Origin of the sequence: Nonomuraea sp. NPDC050786 (assembly GCF_040654115.1) — a bacterium.
Classification (GTDB): Bacteria; Actinomycetota; Actinomycetes; order Streptosporangiales; family Streptosporangiaceae; genus Nonomuraea.
This window is the reverse complement of the sequence record NZ_JBFAHJ010000029.1, coordinates 38,307-56,850: the sequence shown is the minus strand read 5'-3', so window position 1 is coordinate 56,850 and position 18,544 is coordinate 38,307. Positions and strand designations below refer to the sequence as shown.

The following is an 18,544-nucleotide window of genomic DNA, read 5'->3' as shown; positions in this document are numbered from 1 at the left end:
CCAGGGATTATGGCCGCCCGGTGGCGGGTGTCGTCAGGCGGCGGGCGATGACGCGCAGGGCGAGCACCTCGTCGGCACCTTCGAAGATGGAGAGCACCCGGGCGTCCACGAACAGCCGCGAGACGCTGTACTCCTCCGCGTACCCGTAGCCGCCGTGCAGCTGCTGCGCCTCCCTGGTGACCCATTCGGCCGCCCGGCAGGCGAGCTGCTTCACCTGCGCGGCCTCCAGCTGGCCGTCGCCGTCCGCCACGGCGCGGGCCGCCGCGTACGTGAAGGCGCGGCAGGCGGCGATCGACGCGGCCATCCTGGCGATCTTGGCGCGGGTCAGCTGGTAGCCGGCGAGGGGGCGGCCGAAGACCGGCCGCTGCCGCGCGTAGCCGACGGCGAGCTCGAGCGCCGCCTGCATGACCCCCACGGCCCGGGCCGCGGTCTGCAGCCGCGCGTTGGCGAACGCCTGCATCTGCAGGTAGAACCCGCGCCCGAGGCCCTCCTCCAGGCCGATCAGGCCGGCGGCGGGGACGCGCCAGCGGTCGAAGCGGACCTCGAACGAGTGCATGCCCCGGTAGCCGAGGGTACGGATCGCGCGCCCCTCGACGGCTCCGCCGCCCTCCTGGGTGAGCCGCCATTCGTGACCGGTGAAGGACGGCTTCTCCACCACGAAGAGCGACAGGCCGCGGTGTCCGGACGGATCGGTACGGGCCAGGACCAGGAGGTAGTGCGCGCGGCCGGCGAAGGTGCACCAGGTCTTGACGCCGCTCAGCAGCCACTCGTCGCCGTCCCTGGTCGCGGCGGTGGTGATCGCGGCGACGTCGGAGCCGTGGTCCGGCTCGGTCACCGCGACCGCGCAGAGCCTCTCCCCCGAGGCGATCAGCGGCAGCCAGCGCCGCTTCTGCTCCTCGGTGCCGCCCCGGACGATCGCGGTGGCGATGATCTCGGGACGGGTGATGAGCGAGCCGGCGGCGCCGAGCGAGGCGCGGGAGAGCTCCTCGGTCACCACGACCATGCCGAGCAGGTCGCCGCCCTCGGCGGCGCCGCCGTACGCGGCCGGGACGGACAGCCCGAAGCACCCCATGTCCGCGAGCCCGTCGATGATGTCGGCAGGAATGTCCTCGTCGTCGCGGTGGATCCGGTCCGCGACCGGGACCACCCGGTCCTCGGCGAACGCGCGGCAGGCCGAGCGGAGCAGCCGCAGCTCGTCGGGCAGGTGCCGCGGCCCCGCCTCGCCGGTGGCCATGACCCGCTCGGCCACGCGTTCGAGGAAGGCGGGGTCGCGTCCGGCGGCGAGGTGGGCCTGCACGCCGTCCAGCGCCGTCCTGTCCACCCCCCACTGGGACTCCCGGCCGCTCATCCGGCCGGCGAGGTCCGCGGCGACGTCGGCGGCGTACAGCAGCGCCAGGTCCGCGTCGTGCTCCAGGAGTTCGGCGGCCGCCGCGACCGCCGACGAGATCGACGCCACGTCGTACGCCACGGCCTGATCCTGGTCCCCTGAGCTGAGGCGCGCCGCCGCCCCGGCGACGACGGAGCGCAGCACGTCGACGACGGCCCGCGCGCCGGTGGCCGCGTCAGCCATGGCCGGTGCCCTCCCGGTCGATCATCAAGGTGCTGTGGGGCTCGGGGTCCGGGCCGAACACGCCGAGGGTGAGGGGTTCGGCGTCCTCGACCCGTCGCAGCCGCGCGGGCCGACCGCAGAAGAGCGGCTTGCGGTGCCTGTGGCGCATGCGCCGGACCTGCCCGGCGTACCCCTCCAGGCGCAGCACCTCCGCCAGGGCGAGCGTCATCAGCGGGCCGTGCACCACCAGGCCCGGGTAGCCCTCCACGCGGGTGGCGTACGGCCAGTCGTAGTGGATGCGGTGCGGGTTGCACGTCGCCGCGCTGAACCGCAGCAACAGCGTGGGATCCGTGGCGAGATCCCAGGCCCACTCCCCGGCCCGGGTGAGGGGCGCGCCGGCCGGGTCCAGGACAGCCGGCTCCGCGGCGGGGGCGACGGCTCCGGCGTCGCGGTAGACGAGGTCCTGCCGCTCCTCGATCGCCAGCCGGCCGCTCTCGTCGTACAGGCTGGTGGCGACCACCACGACGACCAGCTTGCCCGAGCGCCCCGACTTCTCGGTGACCGACTCCACGGACGACTCGCGGCGTACCGTGCTCCCCACCGTGAGCGGCGCGTGGAAGACGACCTCGCCGCCCGCGAACATCCGCCGCGGCAGCTCCACCGGAGGCAGGAACGACCCGCGCGCCGGATGGCCGTCCACTCCGAGCGCGGACGAGAGCGGCCAGCGGGCCGACGCGAGCCAGTGCCACAGCGGCGGCAGGGCGTCCCCCGGGCCGGGCGCGGGCGTGCCGTCGTCGAAGAGGGCCGACAGCGCCGCGACGGGATGGGGGTCGAGCGTCTCGGTCGTGACGACGGTGTGCGGCGCCCAGCTCACATGAACCGCCCGCCGGTGACCTCCAGCACGGTGCCCGTCATGTAGGAGGACAGGCTGGAGGCCAGGAACAGCGCGACGGTGGCGACCTCGTGCGTCTCGCCCGCGCGCCGCATCGGGATCTCGGCCATCTTCTGATCCCACGCCTTCTGCGGCATCGCCTCGGTCATGGCCGTACGGATCAGGCCCGGCTGGATGACGTTGACCCGCACGCCGTGGTGCGCCAGCTCCTTGGCGGCGGCCTTGGACAGGCCGACGATGCCGGCCTTGGCGGCGGAGTAGTTGGTCTGGCCCACCAGGCCGACCTTGCCCGACAGGGAGGAGATGTTCACGATCGCGCCGCTGCCCTGCTCGCGCATGATCGCGGCCGCCTTGCGCGTGCCGTTCCAGGTGCCCTTGAGGTGTACGTCGATGACCTGGTCGAACTGCTCCTCGGTCATCGTCCGCATCGTCGCGTCGCGGGTGATCCCGGCGTTGTTGACCATGACGTCCAGCGAGCCGAAGGCCTCCAGCGCGGTCCCGATCAGGGCGTCCACGTCGGAGGCGTGCGTGACGTCGCACCGCACCGCGCGGGCCACCGCGGGACCGCCGAGCTCCTTGGCCGCCGCCTGCGCGGCGTCCAGGTTCAGGTCGCCGAGCACGACCTTCGCGCCTTCCTTGACGAAGACTTCCGCGATGGCCAGGCCGATGCCCTGGGCGCCGCCGGTGACGACCGCGGTCTTGTCGGCGAGTAGCGTCATGGATGATCAGCTTCTCTCGTTCGTGGGTCGCGATCCCGTTGATGCCCGTCTGGGTCCCCGATGACGCCGTTCTCGCGCAGCTTCGCGAGCTCGGCGGCGGAGAGCCCGAGCTCGGCGCGGAGCACCTCGCCGGTGTGCTCGCCGACCCGCGGTGACATCTCGGGCAGCGCCTGCTCCCCGTCCAGCACCACGGGCGATCCCGGCGCCCAGTGCTCGCCGACCCCGGGCTGCGTGACCTTCCCCATCAGCGGGCTCTCGGGCAGCAGGGCCGCCAGCTCGGCGAAGCTCCGGTACGCCGACCAGAGCACGCGGGTGGCGCGCAGCGCCGACTCGGCCTCGGCGCGCGTACGCGTCCCGAACCAGCCCGCGAGCAGGTCCCCGAGCAGCTTGCGGTGCCGGTGGCGGACCGACTCCTCGGCGAAGTCCACCCCGAGCGCGGCGGCCAGCGCGGCGACCACCTCGGTGAGGCCGGTCGCGGCGAGGAGGTCCTGCCAGTGCCGGGCGGTGAGCGCCACGACCATCAGCCGCCCGCCGTCGGCGGTGGCGAAGTCGCGGCCGAAGGTGCCGTAGACGTAGTTGCCGCAGCGCTCGCGCGGGGTGCCGCTCAGCTGCGCCTCGGCGAGGTAGCCGAGGTTCCCGGCGGTGGCCAGCGCGACGTCCTCCAGCGCGACGCGCACCTGCTGTCCCTCGCCCGTCAGCAGGCGGTGCCGCTCGGCGGCCAGCAGGCCGACCGTCACGTAGAGGCCGGCGGCCAGGTCCCAGGCGGGCACCACGCTGTTCACCGGCTGCGCCGCCTCCTCCGGGCCGGTCAGCAGGGGGAATCCGGTGGCCGCCTGTACGGTGTAGTCCACGGCGGTTTCGCCGTTCCTGCGGCCGGTGAGCAGCACGTGGATCACGTCGGGGCGGCGCTCGCGCAGCGCCTCGAAGGTCAGCTCAGGGTGCCGTGCGGAGTTGGTGACCACGATCCCGCCGCGCCGCCCTCCGCTGACGACCAGGTCGGCGACGAGCCGGCGGCCCCGCTCTGACGACAGGTCCACCTCGATGGCGCGCTTGCCCTTGTTGAGCCCGGACCAGTACAGGCTCGTCCCGCTCTCGGCCAGCGGCCACCGGGTGCGGTCGGGGGCGCCGCCGACGGGCTCGATCCGGATCACGTCCGCGCCCAGCTGCGCCAGGGTCATCCCGCTCAGCGGGGTGGCCACGTACGTCGAGATCTCGACGATCCGCAGGCCGCGCAGCGGCCGGGAGCGCCGCGGGCCGGTCGCATCCGCCACCGGCCCGGTCTCCTCCCCGAAGGCTTCGCTCTCCACCGTCGCTCTCCTGGCGTGGTCGTGGGCCGGTCAGCGGTCCCATCCGGGCGCGCGGCCCGGATCGGTGACCAATGCCATGATCCACCCGTATCCGGGGCTCAGGCCAGACCATGCCTCCGACGTGTGTCGGGCCTGCAGGAGAGGCCGGAGGCGGGTGGGAGCGCCTCCGGCCTGCGGTCCGGGTCGAGGTCAGAACGGCTGGTTGTCCAGCGTGTTGACCTTGACCGCGGTGATCTTCACCTGCTGCATCCGCACCTGCGCCGTGCCCGCGGGCTTGGTGCAGGCGAAGGTGAGCTGGCCCGTGCTCGTGAAGTTGTGCACGACGTTGACGAAGACGCCCTGCTTGCCGTTGGGCGGCAGGGTGACCTCGGCGACGTCGGTGTCGGCGCCGCCGGCCGCGCTGATCAGGCACGTGTAGGCGATCGCGGCGGAGCCGGTGTTCTGCGCGGTCAGCTTCGCGGTGATCGTGTACGCGCCCGAGGCCAGGAACATGCTGAAGCCGGGGCTGAGGGAGTTGGCGTGGATCAGCTCGTTGTTCCAGCGGCTGATCACCTCCGGCGGCACCGCCTCGGCCGACGTGGCGTTCCCCGCCAGCAGCGCGCCCGCCGCCATGGTAGCCACGGCGGCCAGCGCGGACAGGCGCAGGCCCGTGCGGCGGCGGACCGGAGTGGTCGATGGCATGGTCATACGGATCTCCAAGGTGTGAATCCGGCTCCCCGCGCGGGACTGCGCGGGGAGTGGCACGCCTGTCGCCGGCCGAGGCGGCGTGCGCCGGCTCACGTGCACCCGAGGAAGGTAGCTCCCGGCCGTCCTACGGCACCGCGCAGAAATACCGGCACCGGCTGTGCCCCGCGTCATCGCCCCCGGGCACGGGGGTCCCACGCCACCGCCGTGTCACGGTCGGGCACTCTGTCTCTCATGATTCAAGCCATCGCGAAGGTACGTGGCCTGCCGACGGCACTGGCCGCCTGCTCGTACGGGGCGGCGGTGCTGACGCTGACGTGGCTCACCCAGGAGGGTCACCTCGGCGATGCGATGTACGGGGGAATGAGCATGATCCTCATGGCCTTCCCTCTCGCCCTCCTCGGCGGCGGTGGCGGGGTGGACGCCGGCTGGGATTACGTCCTCATGGCGTGGCCGGGGATCGTCATGGCGCTCTTGCTGGCGTTCCTGACGGCATGGCGGCGCACTCGTACGGCGGGGCGGGTCTTGGGGTGGTTCCTGGCCGGGGCCGTCATCGTGGTGGGGGTGGCGACGGTCTCCGACGGCTGGGGGCCGCGCCGGCCGTACGGCTGGCCGTTCCTCGTCTACGGGCTGATCATGATCATCGCTTTGATCGCCGGCCGACGCCGCCGGCCCCTGGTGTGAGGCCGGCGCGGACGCCCGCACCGGCCTCATGACGTCACCAGGCGACCCAGACGTCCTGGAGCCCGCCCGACAGCAGTCCGGTGCGCAGGCGCAGCTCGTCGGCGCTGTCCCGCAGGCGCAGGGTGGGCAGCCGGCGCGTGAGCGTGCCGAGCACGACCTGCAGCTCCAGGCGGGCCAGCGGCTGGCCGAGGCAGTAGTGCGCGCCGACGCCGAAGCTCAGGTGCTGGGCGGCGTTCTCGCGGCGCGGGTCGAAGCGTTCGGGGTCGTCGAACTTGCGCGGGTCCCGGTTGGCCGCCGGCCGGCACGGGATCACGGTGCCGCCCGCGGGCACGACGGTGCCGCTGAGCTCGGTGTCCTCGGTGGCGACCCGGGGGAAGCCGATCACGCTGAGCGTGGTGTCGAGCCGCAGGACCTCCTCGACGGTGCCCGGGATGAGCTCGGGGTCGTCGATGACGGCCTGGTAGCGCTCCGGCTCCGCCAGGAGCATCGCCGCCATGATGGCGATCATGTTGGAGGTGGTCTCGTGCCCGGCCAGCAGGAGCGCCATCACGGTGGTGATGAGCTCTTCGTGGCTGAGCCTGCCGTCCTCGCTGTCGGAGATCTGGGTCAGCTCGCTGAGGAGGTCGTCGCCCGGGTTCGCCCGCTTCTCCTCGACCAGGGCCGAGACGTACGCGCCGAACTCCTCGTACGTCTGCCGCACCTCCTCCTGCGTGTAGCGCGTCAGCGTCAGCATGACCTGCGACCAGTGCGCGAACTTGTCCTGGTCCCGGCTGGGGGCGCCGACCAGGGCGCAGATGACCCGCACCGGCAGTGGCAGGCCCAGCTGGGCCGACAGGTTGGCCGGCGAGCCGGACTTCACCAGGTCGTCCACCAGCTCGTCGGCCATCTGCTGCACCCGGGGCCGCCAGGTCTCCATCTTCCGGATGGTGAAGGACTTGTTGAGCAGCCGCCGCCACCGCAGGTGGCCCTCGCCCTCCCTCATCCTCGAGTCGCTGTTGCGGGCGAAGATGCCGCCGTCCTCCGTCGTGGAGATCCGCGCCGCGCCCTCGCCGCCCCGCCGGAAGCGAGGGTCCGCGAGCACCGAACGGACGTCCTCGTAGCGGGTCAGCAGCTGGGCCGTGTCGCCGCTCGGCAGCCGGATGTGGGCCACGGGACAGCGCTCCTGTAACTCGGCCCACTCCTGCGGCGGCTCCAGGGCCTTGGCCCGGGAGAAGGGGTAATCGGGCATGGTCTCGGTCATGACGCCCCCTATGTAGTTGACAAGTCACCGCCAACCCTAAGGAGGCCGCCTTAGTAAGGCAAGGACCTTAAACCTGCCCGGCGCGGTAGTCGAACCAGTCGAAATCGGCGCTCCCTTCGGTGACGTACATGCCGATCACCCGTCCCGTGAAACCGGTCGCCACCTCCGTGGACAGGTACCGGCCGTCCAGCGAGGCCAGCAGGGCGCCGTCGGCGGAGAAGGCGATGGTGTCGGGTCCCCTGGCACCGACGCCGGTCGGCCCAGTAGTCGACTCCGCGACCGGCTCGATCACCGAGGGCGGCAGGACGTCGCGGGTGCGGATGTCGAGGGTGAGGGTGAGCGGCCCGGGCGGCACCGCCCGCTCGGCCACGCACTGACGCAGCGGGCCGATGCGCGCGATCACCCGTGCCCGCCCCTCGCTCACCTCCAGGTCGTAGTGGTGCGCCTCGTCCATGCGTACGGACAGCCCGGCCGTGCCGGAGCCGGGATCGAGGCGGGCGGCGACCCGGCAGTCGTGGTGCTGCTGGCGGCGCCCCACGAAGGTGTGGCCCGGCCGGTCGAGGGTCGGGCCGGTGGCGCGCAGGGTCAGCCAGCCGGGACGCTCGCCCAGCGACCAGGACCCGTCCGGGCGGCTGCGCGGCGAGATCCAGCACGGCGCGAGCGCGTCGGCGTCGAAGTCGTCGCGGTACGGCTCTTCGGGCAGCGGATGCCAGGCGGCGGGCGCGGGGTGGCGCTCCTCGACGGGACCCACGACGGGCCAGCCGTCCTCCCATCGCACGGGAGTGAGGAAGGTCTCCCGCCCGAGAACCTGGTACTCGGGCGAGTAGCCGCGCGGGCGGGCGCCGAGCAGCACCATCCACCAGGAGCCGTCCGCGGCCTGGACGAGGTCGGCGTGGCCGGTGCTCTGGATCGGCCGGTCCGTGCCGCGGTGCGTCAGGATGGGGTTGACCGGCCCGGGCTCGAAGGGACCGCGCGGCGAGCGGCCGCGGGCGATCGACACGGCGTGGGCGCGCTCGGTGCCGCCTTCGGACATGAGCAGGTACCACCAGCCGTCCACCTGATAGAGGTGCGGCGCCTCCGGATATTTCCCGCCGGTGCCCGACCAGATCGGGTACGGCCCCTCCAGGATCTTGCCGGTCGCCGGGTCGATGCGCGCCACCTGGTTGCCCGAGGTGGTGCACCAGCACGAGCCGTCCTCGTCCCAGGCCAGGTCGGGGTCGACGCCGGGCAGGTCGATCCAGACCGGGTCGGACCAGGGGCCTTCCGGGCGTTCGGCGGTGACGACGAAGTGGCCGCCCGCGCTCACACTGGTGGTGATCATGTAGAAGCGGCCGTCGTGATGGCGGATCGTCGGCGCGAAGACGCCGTCCGAGGCGACCACGTCCGCCGGCAGCTCCAGCTGCGAGGGCCGGTCGAGCACGTTGCCGATCTGGCGCCAGTGCACGAGGTCCCGGCTGTGGAAGATCGGCACGCCGGGGACGTACTCGAAGCTGGAGCAGACGAGGTAGTAGTCCTCGCCGACCCGGCACACGCTGGGGTCCGGGTGGAACCCGGGCACGACCGGGTTGTCGTAGACGTTCACGTTGAGCCTTTTCGAAAGGTCAGCCCTTGAAGGCGCCGTCCATGATGCCGGCCACCATCCTGCGGCCGACGAAGATGAACAGCACCAGCAGCGGCAGCGTGGCCAGGAACGAGCCCGACATGGCCAGACCGAGGTCGATGTCCAAGCTGTTCTGCAGGGCCTTGATGGCGATCTGCGCGGTGTACATCTCCGGCGACTTCAGCACGATGAACGGCCACAGGAAGTCGTTCCACGAGTAGACGAAGCCGAGCAGCCCGAGCACGAAGGCGGCCGGCCGCACCAGCGGGAACGCGATGCGCCAGTAGATCTGCCAGCTGTTCGCCCCGTCGATGCGGGCGGCCTGCAGGATCTCGTCACTGATCGTCGAGGACAGGTGCTGGCGCATCCAGAAGATGCCGAACGCGCTGGCCAGACCCGGGACGATGAGCGCCTGCAGGGTGTCCACCCAGTTCAGCGAGGAGATGATCATGTACTGCGGGATGACCGCGAGCTGCGTCGGCACGGTCATGGTCAGCACCACGATCAGGAAGAGCACGTTCCGGCCCGGGAAGCGCAGCTTGGCGAAGGCGAAGCCGGCCAGCGTGCAGAGCACCGCGTGCCCGACGCCGATCGTCCCGGCCACGATCAGGCTGTTGATGATCGAGCGCACGAACGGCACGGTCGAGAACACCAGCCCCGCCAGCTCGAAGAAGTTGCCGCCGGGCACGATCTCGGGCGGCAGCTGGGTGGCCGTCGCCGAGTCGGTGGTGGCCACCACGAACATCCAGTACAGCGGGAACAGGCAGACGAGCGTGGCCAGGCCGATCAGCAGGTAGGTCCACCAGCGGATCCGATCGTTCATGACTTCCCCGGGCGCATGCGGGTGGACAGGACGTAGTTGAGCGCGGCGAACAGGATGATCAGGACGAACAGCGCCACGCCGATGGCGGCGCCGTAGCCGAACTGGAACTGGCCGAACGCCTGCTCGTAGAGGAACAACGTGAGCGTCTGGCACTGCCGGATCGCCCCGCAGGTCGTGGAGCGGGACATCAGCAGGGGCTCGGTGAAGATCTGCAGGCCGCCGATCGTCGAGGTCACGATCGTGAAGACGATGACCGGGCGCAGCGACGGGAGGGAGATGTGGCGGAACTGCTTCCACCCGCCCGCGCCGTCCACCGCCGCCGCCTCGTAGATCGCCCGCGGGATCGCCTGCAGCGAGGCCAGGTAGAGCAGCGTCGTGTAGCCGAACCAGCGCCACGTCACCATGACGGCGATCATCAGGTGGCTGCCCCACACCGTCTGCTTGAAGTCGATCGGCCCGATGCCCGCGAAGCCCAGCAGCCAGTTGAGCAGGCCGTAGTCACGGTCGAACATCTGGGCGAAGACGATCGCGGTGGCCGCCACCGAGGTGATGTACGGCACCAGCATCGACATCCGGAAGAACACCGCCAGCCGCAGCCGGGCGTGGTTGAGCAGGTGCGCCACGCCCAGCGCGAGCACCAGCTGCGGGAGAGTGGACAGCAGCCAGATGCTGAGGGTGTTCCACAGGGCGTTCGTGAACCGGGCATCCCCGAACAGGCGGGTGAAGTTGTCGAAGCCGACGAAGACGTGCTCGCCGATGGGGTTCCAGTCGAACAGCGCCACGTAGAACGTGAACAGCAGGGGGACGAGCCCGAACACCGCGAAGATCAGGAAGAACGGCGCGATGTAGACGTAGGGGGCGATGCGCTCGCCGACGCTCTGGCGGACCCGTGTCGTGATGGGGGGCGCGTCCGCGACCCTGTCGAGAGTCGCGGTCACTTGCCGATCGCCGTCTTGATGTTGGCCAGCGCCGTGTCCCAAGCCTTGGCGGGGTCACCCTTGCCCTGCTCGACGCTGGTGATGGCGTTCAGGAACTCCTGGCCGATGGCCGCGCTGTCCGGGCCGATGTAGAACGGCTTGAGCCCGAGCAGCGACTCGGTGTAGATCTTCCCGATCGGCGCGTCGGAGAAGAACTCGTCCTTCTTCGCAATGAGCTTGGGGTCCTGGTAGACCGACGGGGTCGTGGGCAGCGAGCCGGAGTCCAGGAAGTGCGTGAGCTGGCCCTGCGGCGACTGCATCTTGCTGATGTAGTCCCAGGCGGCCTTGGCGTTCTTGGCGCCCTTGGGGATGGCCAGGTAGCTGCCGCCCCAGTTGCCGGCTCCGCCGGGGATCTTGGCGATGTCCCACTTGCCCTTGGTGTCGGGGGCGTTCCTGCGGATCTGGCCCAGGAGCCACGACGGCGCGGAGATCACCGCGAACTGCCCCTTGCCCATGCCCGCGCTCCAGCCCTCGGTGAACGAGGTCTGCTTGGCGCTGATCCCGGCCGCCACGGCCTTGAGCGACAGGTCGAAGGCCGTCTTGACCTGCGGGCTGGTGCTGTAGACGACGTTGCCCTGGGGGTCGTAGTACTTCTGCGGACCCTGGTTGACCGCCTGGTAGAACACGCTGGTCTCGGCGTTGTCGATGAACGCCTTGCCGGTCTTTTCGACGTACTTCTTGCCGGTCTCGATGAACGCGTCCCACGTGGGCCAGAGCTTGCCGACCTCCTCCCGGTCGGTCGGCAGCCCGGCCTCCTTGAACAGGTCCGTCCGGTACGCGATGGCCATGCCGCCCACGTCGGTCGGGATGCCGATGATCGAGCCGTCCTTGGCAGTGCTCTGGCTCATGACCCAGTCGAGGTAGTCGCCCTTGATCTTGTCCGCGCCGAGCTGCCGCAGATCGTAGAAGTTCTGCGGCTGCTGCACGAACTTGGGCAGGTCGTCGCCCTGGATGAGCACCAGGTCGGGCACCTTGCCGCCGGCCAGCGCCGTCGTCAGCGCCTGCGCCGTCTCGGTCGAGCCGCCCACCTCGGTGAGCTTCACCTGCACGTTCGGGTTGACCTTGTGGTACTCGTCGACCGAGGCCTTCTGGTTGATCCCGGAGAAGGACCAGAACTCGAACGACTTGCCGTCACCCGACGGCTGCGACGGCGTGCTGCCGGAGCCGCCTCCGCAGGCGGTGGCGGTCAGGGCGATGGCCGCGAGGAGCGCGGCTGGGGTTGCGATACGGAAATTCACGGCTGTTCTCTTCCGGGGTGGGGGTCAGGAGCGGAGCGCGGTGGCGGGCGGGGTGCACGCTGCGCTCCTTGGGTAGGGTCCGCAGCTTGCCTGAAACTTTCGGTTCCAGGCCCGATCGTTAATCGGGGACTCTAAGCAGGCATGAGGAAACCCGTCAAGAACACAGGCGTAAGATCCCCGAAATCAATCGGGCTAGACTGCGCCCCATGACCGCGACCGAGCAGCCGTTCGACGCCGACACCCCGCCCGCCCGGCCGCTGACCATCACCGAGCTGGCCGAGCTGGCCGGCGTGTCCACCGCGACCGTCTCCAAAGTGGTCAACGGCCGCTCCGAGGTCGCCCCCGAGACGCGCGCCCTCGTCGAGGGGCTCATCCGCCGGCACGGCTACCGCAGGCAGCGGCGGCGCGTCAGCCCCGCCGCCCTGGTGGAGGTGGTCTTCCACGCGCTGGGAGGCGACTACACGGTCGAGATCATCAAGGGGGTCGGGCAGGTCGCGCGCGAGCACAACCTGGCCGTGGTGATCTCCGACGCACCGGACCGCGAAACCCCGGGTCGCGGTTGGATCGAGGGCGTGCTGAGCCGCCGCCCCAGCGGGGTGATCGGGGTGTTCTACGGGCTGACCGACGACCAGCGCGAGCAGCTCGTCACCCGCGACATCCCCATCGTCCTGCTCGACCCGTCCGGCGACCCCGGCCCGGGGTACCCCTCGGTCGGCGCGGGCAACTGGAGCGGCGGCCTGTCGGCCACCCGCCATCTGCTCGACCTCGGCCATCGCCGCATCGCCGTCATCACCGGCCCCGACTCGGCGCTGCCCAGCAGGGCCCGCCTCGACGGCTACCGCACCGCGCTCGACCTGGCCGGGGTGCCCGCCGACCCCGAGCTCATCGGTTCTGGGGACTTCCTCGTCGAGAGCGGCCTCGCCCAGGCGCACCGGCTGCTACGCCTGCCCGACCCGCCGACCGCGATCTTCGCCTGCAACGACGTGCAGGCCACCGGCGTCTACCGCGCCGCCCACGAGCTGGGCCTGCGCATCCCCCACGACCTGAGCGTCGTCGGCTTCGACGACCTGCCCTCGGTCGAGTGGATGAACCCGCCGCTCACCACGGTCCGCCAGCCGCTCTGCGAGATGGCCGCCGCGGCCACCGGCATGCTCGTGAAGCTCGCGCAGGGCGAGCCGCTGCCGCAGAGCCGGGTGGAGCTCGGGGCCGAGTTGATCATCCGGGGCAGCACCGCGCCCCCTGCCGGCTGACCGAAACTTTCTGGACTATTGCCGTACGTATCGAGAGTTGACAGCCCTCTCCCAGCTGCCTAACGTGGCGCGAATCGCGGCCGCCGTCAGCCTCGAGAACGAAATGTTAGCGTTAACAATTGCAAGAGGGAGAGGACGCCGATGCCATCCCGCGGCTCCTTGCAGGCGTACGACCGCGTCGTCCTGCCACCGGTCCTGGTCTCGGGCACGTCCGTCGGGCCGGACGCGATGCTGAGCACCGGCCATCCGGACCTCGAGGTGCGCGAGGGCGTGATCAGGAGCCGGTCGGCCGGCGCCGTCCGGGCGACGATCTCCGTGGCGGGCGCCGAAAGCTTCGCGGTGACAGTGCTCCCCGAGGCGTCGGCCTCCCATGTGGTGAGCTACACGCGCGAACCCGACCCTGATCCGGCGGTGTACAGTGCGCCCCTCGCGTTCAGCATGCACCTCGCCCTGTCAGCAGCGGGGTCGCTACCGGGCGGCGAGCCCGCGCCGCTCAACGACGACCGCGGCGTGCTCTTCCCGCGCGCCGTCATGACGGACGTCCTGGACGTGCGGCGCATCCGCACGCTGGCCGATCCCCACCTCTTCCACACGCCGGCCGGGTACGCCGTCGTGGCCACCTCGTGCCTGCCGGACGGGACCCCGGAGCCGTACGTTCTGATCTTCACGACGCCCGACCTCGTCCACTACGAGGAGCTGGGCGTGGTGGATCCCGGCACGGACGGCGGCGTCTCCCGGCCCCGGGCGGTCTATGACGGCGCCCGCGACGAGTACGTGCTGTGGTGGACGGACGGCGCCGGCGAGCGGCTGTTCACCACCATGAAGACGCTCGACGCCGAACCGCTGCCCGCCCGGCCCGGAGCCCCGCTCGTGCCTGGCTCCGAACCGCCCGCGCTCGGCGAAGGCCGCCGGGCCGCCTCCTGCCTGCCGGTGGACGAGAGGACGGCCGACCGGCTCGCCCGCCGGTTCCAGCGGGTCAGGAACGTGGCGGTCGTCGTGCCCGAGCTGCGGGTGAACGCCGGCGAACGTACGGATCCGCCCGCGGCGCGCCTGTCGTACTCCGACGGCTCGACCGCCGACCTGCCCGTCGACTGGGACACCGATGGCGTGGACTGGGACACGCCCGGGGAGTACCCGATCACCGGCCGCGTCCGGCAGCGGGAGTACGCCTTCCCCTTCATCCCCGAACGCGCCGACCCGACCGTGCTGCCCTACCAGGGGCGCTACTATTTCATCGCCACCGACGACACCGGCGGCGACTGCGTCAACACCACGCGCCTGCTGATCCGGGTCGCGGACACCATCCAGGACCTGGCCACCGCGGCGGACCACACCATCCTCACCGTGGGGCAGGCGGGGATCGGCGGCTGCTTCTGGGCGCCGGAGCTCCACGTGCTCGACGGCCGCCTGCACTGCTTCTTCTCCCCCAGCGTCGGCGCGGCGAGCTGGGACCGCGTGCAGAGCCATGTCATGCGGCTGCGCGCGGACGGCGACCCCGTGCTCGCCTCGGACTGGGAGCCGCCCCGGCCGGTCCTCAAGGCCGACGGCGGCCCGCTCCAACTGGACCGGGAGCACCCCGGCATCTCCCTCGACATGACCTACTTCGAGGATGCCGGCCGCGGCTACGTCGCCTGGTCCCAGCGCTACATCACGGAGCACGTGGGCGACGCGGAGATCTGGATCGCCACCGTCGATCCCGCCGACCCCTGGCGGCTGACCAGCGATCCCGTCCTGCTGATCAGCGCCGAGTACGGCTGGGACCTCAACGACGGGAACGTGGCCGAGGGCCCCTTCGTGGTGCGGCACGGCGACCGGGTCGTCATGACCTACTCCGGCTCCGCCGTCGGCCCCACGTACGTCATGGGCCTGGCCACCGCCGCGTCCGGCCGCGACCTGCTCGACCCGGCGAACTGGACCAAGCTCAACGCCCCCGTCCTCACCACCGACCCCCGCACCGGGGAGTGGGGGCCGGGACACAACACGTTCAGCCACGACGAGGACGGCCTGCCGCTCGTCGTCTACCACGCCCTCACCGCGCCGGCCGCGAAGGGCAGGAGCACCGCGATCCGCCGGGTGCACTGGGCTGCCGACGGGCGTCCCGTTCTCGACATGCGGCCGGACGAGGAGGTCGCCCCTCATCTCAGGACCGTCTCCACCAGCGTCCGGGTCTCACGGAGTGCCGACCCACTATCCCTGTAGGTAAAGTAGGCAACCTCAGGCGCACCGTGAGGAGAATGTCATGTCCGAACCAGATCCAACCACTCCGCCCCCCTTACCGACGGCGTCGCCCACTCCTACCCCCACGGGCACACCCAGCCCGACCCCGACGTCGCCGAGCCCCACGCCGAGCCCGACGTCGCCAAGCCCTTCACCCACCACGCCCTCCCCCAGCCCGACGCCCACCAGCCCGCCTCAGCCGTCACCGACTCCTTCCGCTCCCGCCTATCCCACTCCCACGTATCCGGCTCCCACGTATCCGGCTCCCACCTATCCCGCCCCCACGTATCCGGCTCCCACGTATCCCGCTCCCACCCCTTCGCCGGCCTCACCTGGTCTCCCACGCCCGGGCATGCCGACCACAGAGGTCCATGGGAGCACCTTCACGAGCGCGGCCGGCGGATTCGTCACCGAGCACGAGGAGCTGGCGAGGGACGCCGGCCGGATTCTCGACGCCATCGCCGCACTGGGCGATTTCGCCGGCACGGACGAGACGGGGACCACGTTCAGGCAGGGCTATTCCACCGCGCTGAAGAAGACCGAGACGTACGTCAACGCGCTACGTGACGTCTATCCCGGCGTCGCCGAACGGCTGGCCGGCATGAAGACCAGCTTCGACGTCGCGAACTGGGCCACCATCGAATCCCTGCCGAAAGTGTCCGACCCACCCGAGTACTCGGACGGGAAGCTCACATCCTGACGTCTTCTGGAGACCACATGACCACACCGGACGACGGCGCGCCCTTCCTCGACGAGGAGATGCGCCGCTTTCTCGCCGAGTTCCAGGCCGACACCCGGCCGCTGGAACAGTTGCAGGAGGGCCTCAACGCCGTCCGCGGCCGAGGTGAGGCGGCCAACGGCCAGGTGACGGCCGAGGTGCTGCCGAGCGGCGCGCTCGGCGGCCTGCGCATCGACCCGAGGGCGATGCGGCTCGGCGCGGACGCGCTGGCAGCGGCGGTGCTCGCGGCCGCGAACGCCGCCGCCGCGGACCTGACCACGCAGCTGGCCAGGATGATGACGGACGGCCTGACCCCGTTCGCCGACGAGGTCAGACGTTTCAGCCAGGGCTGAGCCACCCGCTCCCCGGCGGTCAGAGCCCGCGCCAGCGCCTGAACTGGTCCTGACCGGCGGCGACACCCAGCTTGGCGAGCATCTGCTCCCAGGTGGGCAACAGACTGGCCGGATCGTCGATCACGTCGCCGGGCCGGTTGAGCGCATTGGCCGTGGTGCTGAAGATGGTGGACCCGGTCAGGAACACGAGCGCGTTCCGCGCCGCATCGTTCTTCGGCAGCAGGTTCGCGGCCTTGCCGAAATTGGCTGGGTCCACGTGGTAGAAGACCATGGCCGCCGCGAAGTTCTTCACCATGTACTCGCCGCGGTCGCCCCACGACCCCAGATCCTCGCCCCTCGCCAGCTTGACGCCGTCGATGAGCACCTGGTCGAGGGCCGTGTAAGCGAGGCTGCCCCCCACGGCGTAGATGAACCGCTTCCCCACCGCGTGTTCGAACATCTTGATCAGCAGCCGAGCCTGCGACTTGCGCATCGCCCAGTTGATCATCACCTGGACCTTCTTGTCGATCGCCGGCCAGCAGAAGAACATCAGCAGCTCGAGCCACTGGATCATGGCCATGGTCCGGAGCGCGTGCTGGGTCTGCTCCAGCATGTCCGCGTAGTCCTCGACCGCGTCGGCCAGCCCGCGGATGTACGCGGACACGTGCGGCGGATAGGGCGCGACCTCGTCGTTGAAGTATGTCCTGAAGGCGTCGATGCCCGCGCCTGAGCTGGGCGGCCGCCACACCCGGCTCGCGACCTCCTCCACGTCCTCCAGGCTGCCGTCCACCCGCCTGGCCAGCTGCCGCAGCAGCTCCGCGGCCTCGCGTGCCTTGGCCGGGTCGCCATCGGGGTAGGCGACGGCCAGCATCTGCATGACCACGGCGCCGACACCGACGGCGGAGAACATGAACCCCGCGATCGGAAGGGGCTTGGGGGACGGACTCACGTAGCAGACCCTTTCTCTTCCACTGTCAACTGCCACGTTAGCCCCAAAGCCAACGGAAATCCCCCAATTTTTGGTCGGTTATGCCGGAGGAGGAGCGGTGGAGCGGCGGGTGACCAGGGTGGGCGTGACCGAGAAGCGGACCGCGGACGTGCGCCCCTCGATGATGCGTTCGAGCAGCAGCCGCCCCGCCGTCTTGCCCATGATGGCCCCGTCCTGGTCCACGCTCGTCAGCGAGATGTGCGCGAGCGCGGTCACGCGGGCGTTGTCGTAGCCGGCCACCGACACGTCGCCGGGCACGGCGAGCCCGGCCTCGTGGATGGCCGCGAGCGCGCCGTAGGCGGCCTGGTCGGAGCCGGCGAAGATCGCGGTGGGACGGGGGGTACGGGCCAGCAGCTCGCGCGTGGCCTGGTAGCCGCCCTCCTCGGTGTAGGAGGTGGCGACGACGGCGACGTGCTCGGCCAGGCCGTGCTCGGCCATCACCCGCTCGTACGTCCTGGCCCTGATGGTGTGCAGCCACGCGACGGAGCGGGACGGGCCGCTGTCCTTCTGCGAGGTGTGCGCGATGCGGCGGTGGCCGAGCGCGATGAGGTGCTCGACGGCGAGCTCGGCGCCCACCTCGTCGTCGTCGAGCACGGAGTCGTAGACCGCCGAGCGGTCGTGGCGGCCGAGCACGACAGTGGGCGTGCTCCTGGCCGTCTCCTCGAGCCGGGACCTGGCGAGGACCGGGGCGACGACGAAGATGCCGTCCACCTGCCGATCCACCAGGGCGTCGATCGCGCGGCCCTCGGAGTCGGGGTCCATGGTGCCGCCCTGGACGATGATGGCCTGGTAGCCGGCGCCGGCGATCTGCTCGTCGAGGCCGTCGAGGATGTCGGCGAAGAACGGATTCCTGATGTGCGGCAGCACCACGCCGATGGTGAACGTGCGCCCCCGCATGGCCCGCGCCGCGGCGTGCGGGCGGTAGCCCAGCTCGTCGATGGCCGCCTGCACCTTGGCGCGCATCGCCTCGCTGACGCCGTAGGCGTTGCGCAGCACCTTCGACACCGCGGTGGTGGAGACCTGGGCGTGGCTGGCCACATCGCTGATCGTCACCCGCCGCCGCCCGTCACGCGTGACCATCTGGCGCACCTCGTTCGACTAGACGCGACCCGATTGTACGAGCTCAGGCCCGCTTCCGCGATGGATAACGATACCCATCCCAAAGGTCGGACGATCCGTCGATCGGGGGCTCCACGTGGATCACGATTGGGGACCGTTCCTCAAATCGAGCCTTGACGCCGTACCACGTAACGCCTACGTTAACTGGCATCGGGGGGCGTTAAAACGATTCAACGGACCCGGAGGGGCGTTGTGAAGACCTCTCAC

17 protein-coding genes are annotated in these 18,544 nt (G+C 70.9%); 5 read left to right on the top strand and 12 right to left on the bottom strand.

What is annotated here, in order from left to right; genetic code table 11:
• Positions 1 to 7 precede the first annotated feature (7 nt).
• The 5 genes from AB0H84_RS39335 to AB0H84_RS39315 all read right to left on the bottom strand — a co-directional run bounded on the left by AB0H84_RS39335 (position 8) and on the right by AB0H84_RS39315 (position 5,154).
• Entirely contained in the window at positions 8 to 1,570 is a 1,563-nt protein-coding gene (locus AB0H84_RS39335) for an acyl-CoA dehydrogenase family protein (RefSeq protein ID WP_357616427.1), read from the bottom strand.
• Positions 1,563 to 2,423: a MaoC family dehydratase N-terminal domain-containing protein gene (locus AB0H84_RS39330; RefSeq protein ID WP_357616424.1), complete on the bottom strand. Its 861-nt coding sequence runs from the start codon at positions 2,421 to 2,423 to the stop codon at positions 1,563 to 1,565. The genes AB0H84_RS39335 and AB0H84_RS39330 overlap by 8 nt, the downstream gene beginning before the upstream one ends.
• Positions 2,420 to 3,160, bottom strand: coding sequence for a 3-oxoacyl-ACP reductase FabG (fabG, locus tag AB0H84_RS39325; RefSeq protein ID WP_357616421.1), 741 nt, complete (start codon positions 3,158 to 3,160; stop codon positions 2,420 to 2,422). Before fabG ends, AB0H84_RS39330 begins: the two co-directional genes overlap by 4 nt.
• Positions 3,157 to 4,467: a CoA transferase gene (locus AB0H84_RS39320; RefSeq protein WP_357616418.1), complete on the bottom strand. Its 1,311-nt coding sequence runs from the start codon at positions 4,465 to 4,467 to the stop codon at positions 3,157 to 3,159. The genes fabG and AB0H84_RS39320 overlap by 4 nt, the downstream gene beginning before the upstream one ends.
• Before the next feature lie 189 nt (positions 4,468 to 4,656).
• Positions 4,657 to 5,154, bottom strand: a complete 498-nt coding sequence (locus tag AB0H84_RS39315; RefSeq protein WP_357616416.1) for a hypothetical protein — start codon at positions 5,152 to 5,154, stop codon at positions 4,657 to 4,659.
• Positions 5,155 to 5,385: 231 nt separating this feature from the next.
• On the opposite strand from AB0H84_RS39315, the gene AB0H84_RS39310 reads away from it, so the two are divergent.
• Complete coding sequence (locus tag AB0H84_RS39310) at positions 5,386 to 5,835, top strand: hypothetical protein (RefSeq protein ID WP_357616413.1); 450 nt, start codon at positions 5,386 to 5,388, stop codon at positions 5,833 to 5,835.
• Between the two features lie 34 nt (positions 5,836 to 5,869).
• Here the strand turns inward: AB0H84_RS39310 and AB0H84_RS39305 are convergent, their stop codons facing one another.
• From AB0H84_RS39305 to AB0H84_RS39285, 5 genes are all read right to left on the bottom strand, one after another.
• Positions 5,870 to 7,075, bottom strand: coding sequence for a cytochrome P450 (locus AB0H84_RS39305; protein ID WP_357616410.1), 1,206 nt, complete (start codon positions 7,073 to 7,075; stop codon positions 5,870 to 5,872).
• 67 nt (positions 7,076 to 7,142) lie between these two features.
• Complete coding sequence (locus AB0H84_RS39300; protein WP_357616407.1) at positions 7,143 to 8,657, bottom strand: glycoside hydrolase family 43 protein; 1,515 nt, start codon at positions 8,655 to 8,657, stop codon at positions 7,143 to 7,145.
• A 19-nt stretch (positions 8,658 to 8,676) separates the two neighbouring features.
• Entirely contained in the window at positions 8,677 to 9,498 is an 822-nt protein-coding gene (locus AB0H84_RS39295; protein ID WP_357616404.1) for a carbohydrate ABC transporter permease, read from the bottom strand.
• Positions 9,495 to 10,436, bottom strand: a complete 942-nt coding sequence (locus AB0H84_RS39290) for a sugar ABC transporter permease (RefSeq protein WP_357616401.1) — start codon at positions 10,434 to 10,436, stop codon at positions 9,495 to 9,497. The genes AB0H84_RS39295 and AB0H84_RS39290 overlap by 4 nt, the downstream gene beginning before the upstream one ends.
• Entirely contained in the window at positions 10,433 to 11,713 is a 1,281-nt protein-coding gene (locus AB0H84_RS39285) for an extracellular solute-binding protein (RefSeq protein ID WP_357616398.1), read from the bottom strand. Before AB0H84_RS39285 ends, AB0H84_RS39290 begins: the two co-directional genes overlap by 4 nt.
• Before the next feature lie 206 nt (positions 11,714 to 11,919).
• On the opposite strand from AB0H84_RS39285, the gene AB0H84_RS39280 reads away from it, so the two are divergent.
• The 4 genes from AB0H84_RS39280 to AB0H84_RS39265 all read left to right on the top strand — a co-directional run bounded on the left by AB0H84_RS39280 (position 11,920) and on the right by AB0H84_RS39265 (position 16,251).
• A complete protein-coding gene (locus AB0H84_RS39280) occupies positions 11,920 to 12,963 on the top strand; it encodes a LacI family DNA-binding transcriptional regulator (protein WP_357616395.1) in 1,044 nt (347 codons plus the stop codon).
• Between the two features lie 141 nt (positions 12,964 to 13,104).
• Positions 13,105 to 15,162, top strand: a complete 2,058-nt coding sequence (locus AB0H84_RS39275; protein WP_357616392.1) for a family 43 glycosylhydrolase — start codon at positions 13,105 to 13,107, stop codon at positions 15,160 to 15,162.
• A gap of 370 nt (positions 15,163 to 15,532) precedes the next feature.
• A complete protein-coding gene (locus tag AB0H84_RS39270; RefSeq protein ID WP_357616389.1) occupies positions 15,533 to 15,880 on the top strand; it encodes a hypothetical protein in 348 nt (115 codons plus the stop codon).
• A 17-nt stretch (positions 15,881 to 15,897) separates the two neighbouring features.
• Positions 15,898 to 16,251 (top strand): YbaB/EbfC family nucleoid-associated protein, encoded by a 354-nt coding sequence (locus tag AB0H84_RS39265; protein WP_357616386.1) that lies wholly within the window; start codon positions 15,898 to 15,900, stop codon positions 16,249 to 16,251.
• Positions 16,252 to 16,270: 19 nt separating this feature from the next.
• On the opposite strand, the gene AB0H84_RS39260 is transcribed toward AB0H84_RS39265, so the two are convergent.
• Entirely contained in the window at positions 16,271 to 17,179 is a 909-nt protein-coding gene (locus AB0H84_RS39260) for a hypothetical protein (RefSeq protein WP_357616383.1), read from the bottom strand.
• Between the two features lie 78 nt (positions 17,180 to 17,257).
• Complete coding sequence (locus AB0H84_RS39255; protein WP_357616380.1) at positions 17,258 to 18,298, bottom strand: LacI family DNA-binding transcriptional regulator; 1,041 nt, start codon at positions 18,296 to 18,298, stop codon at positions 17,258 to 17,260.
• Positions 18,299 to 18,544 lie beyond the last annotated feature (246 nt).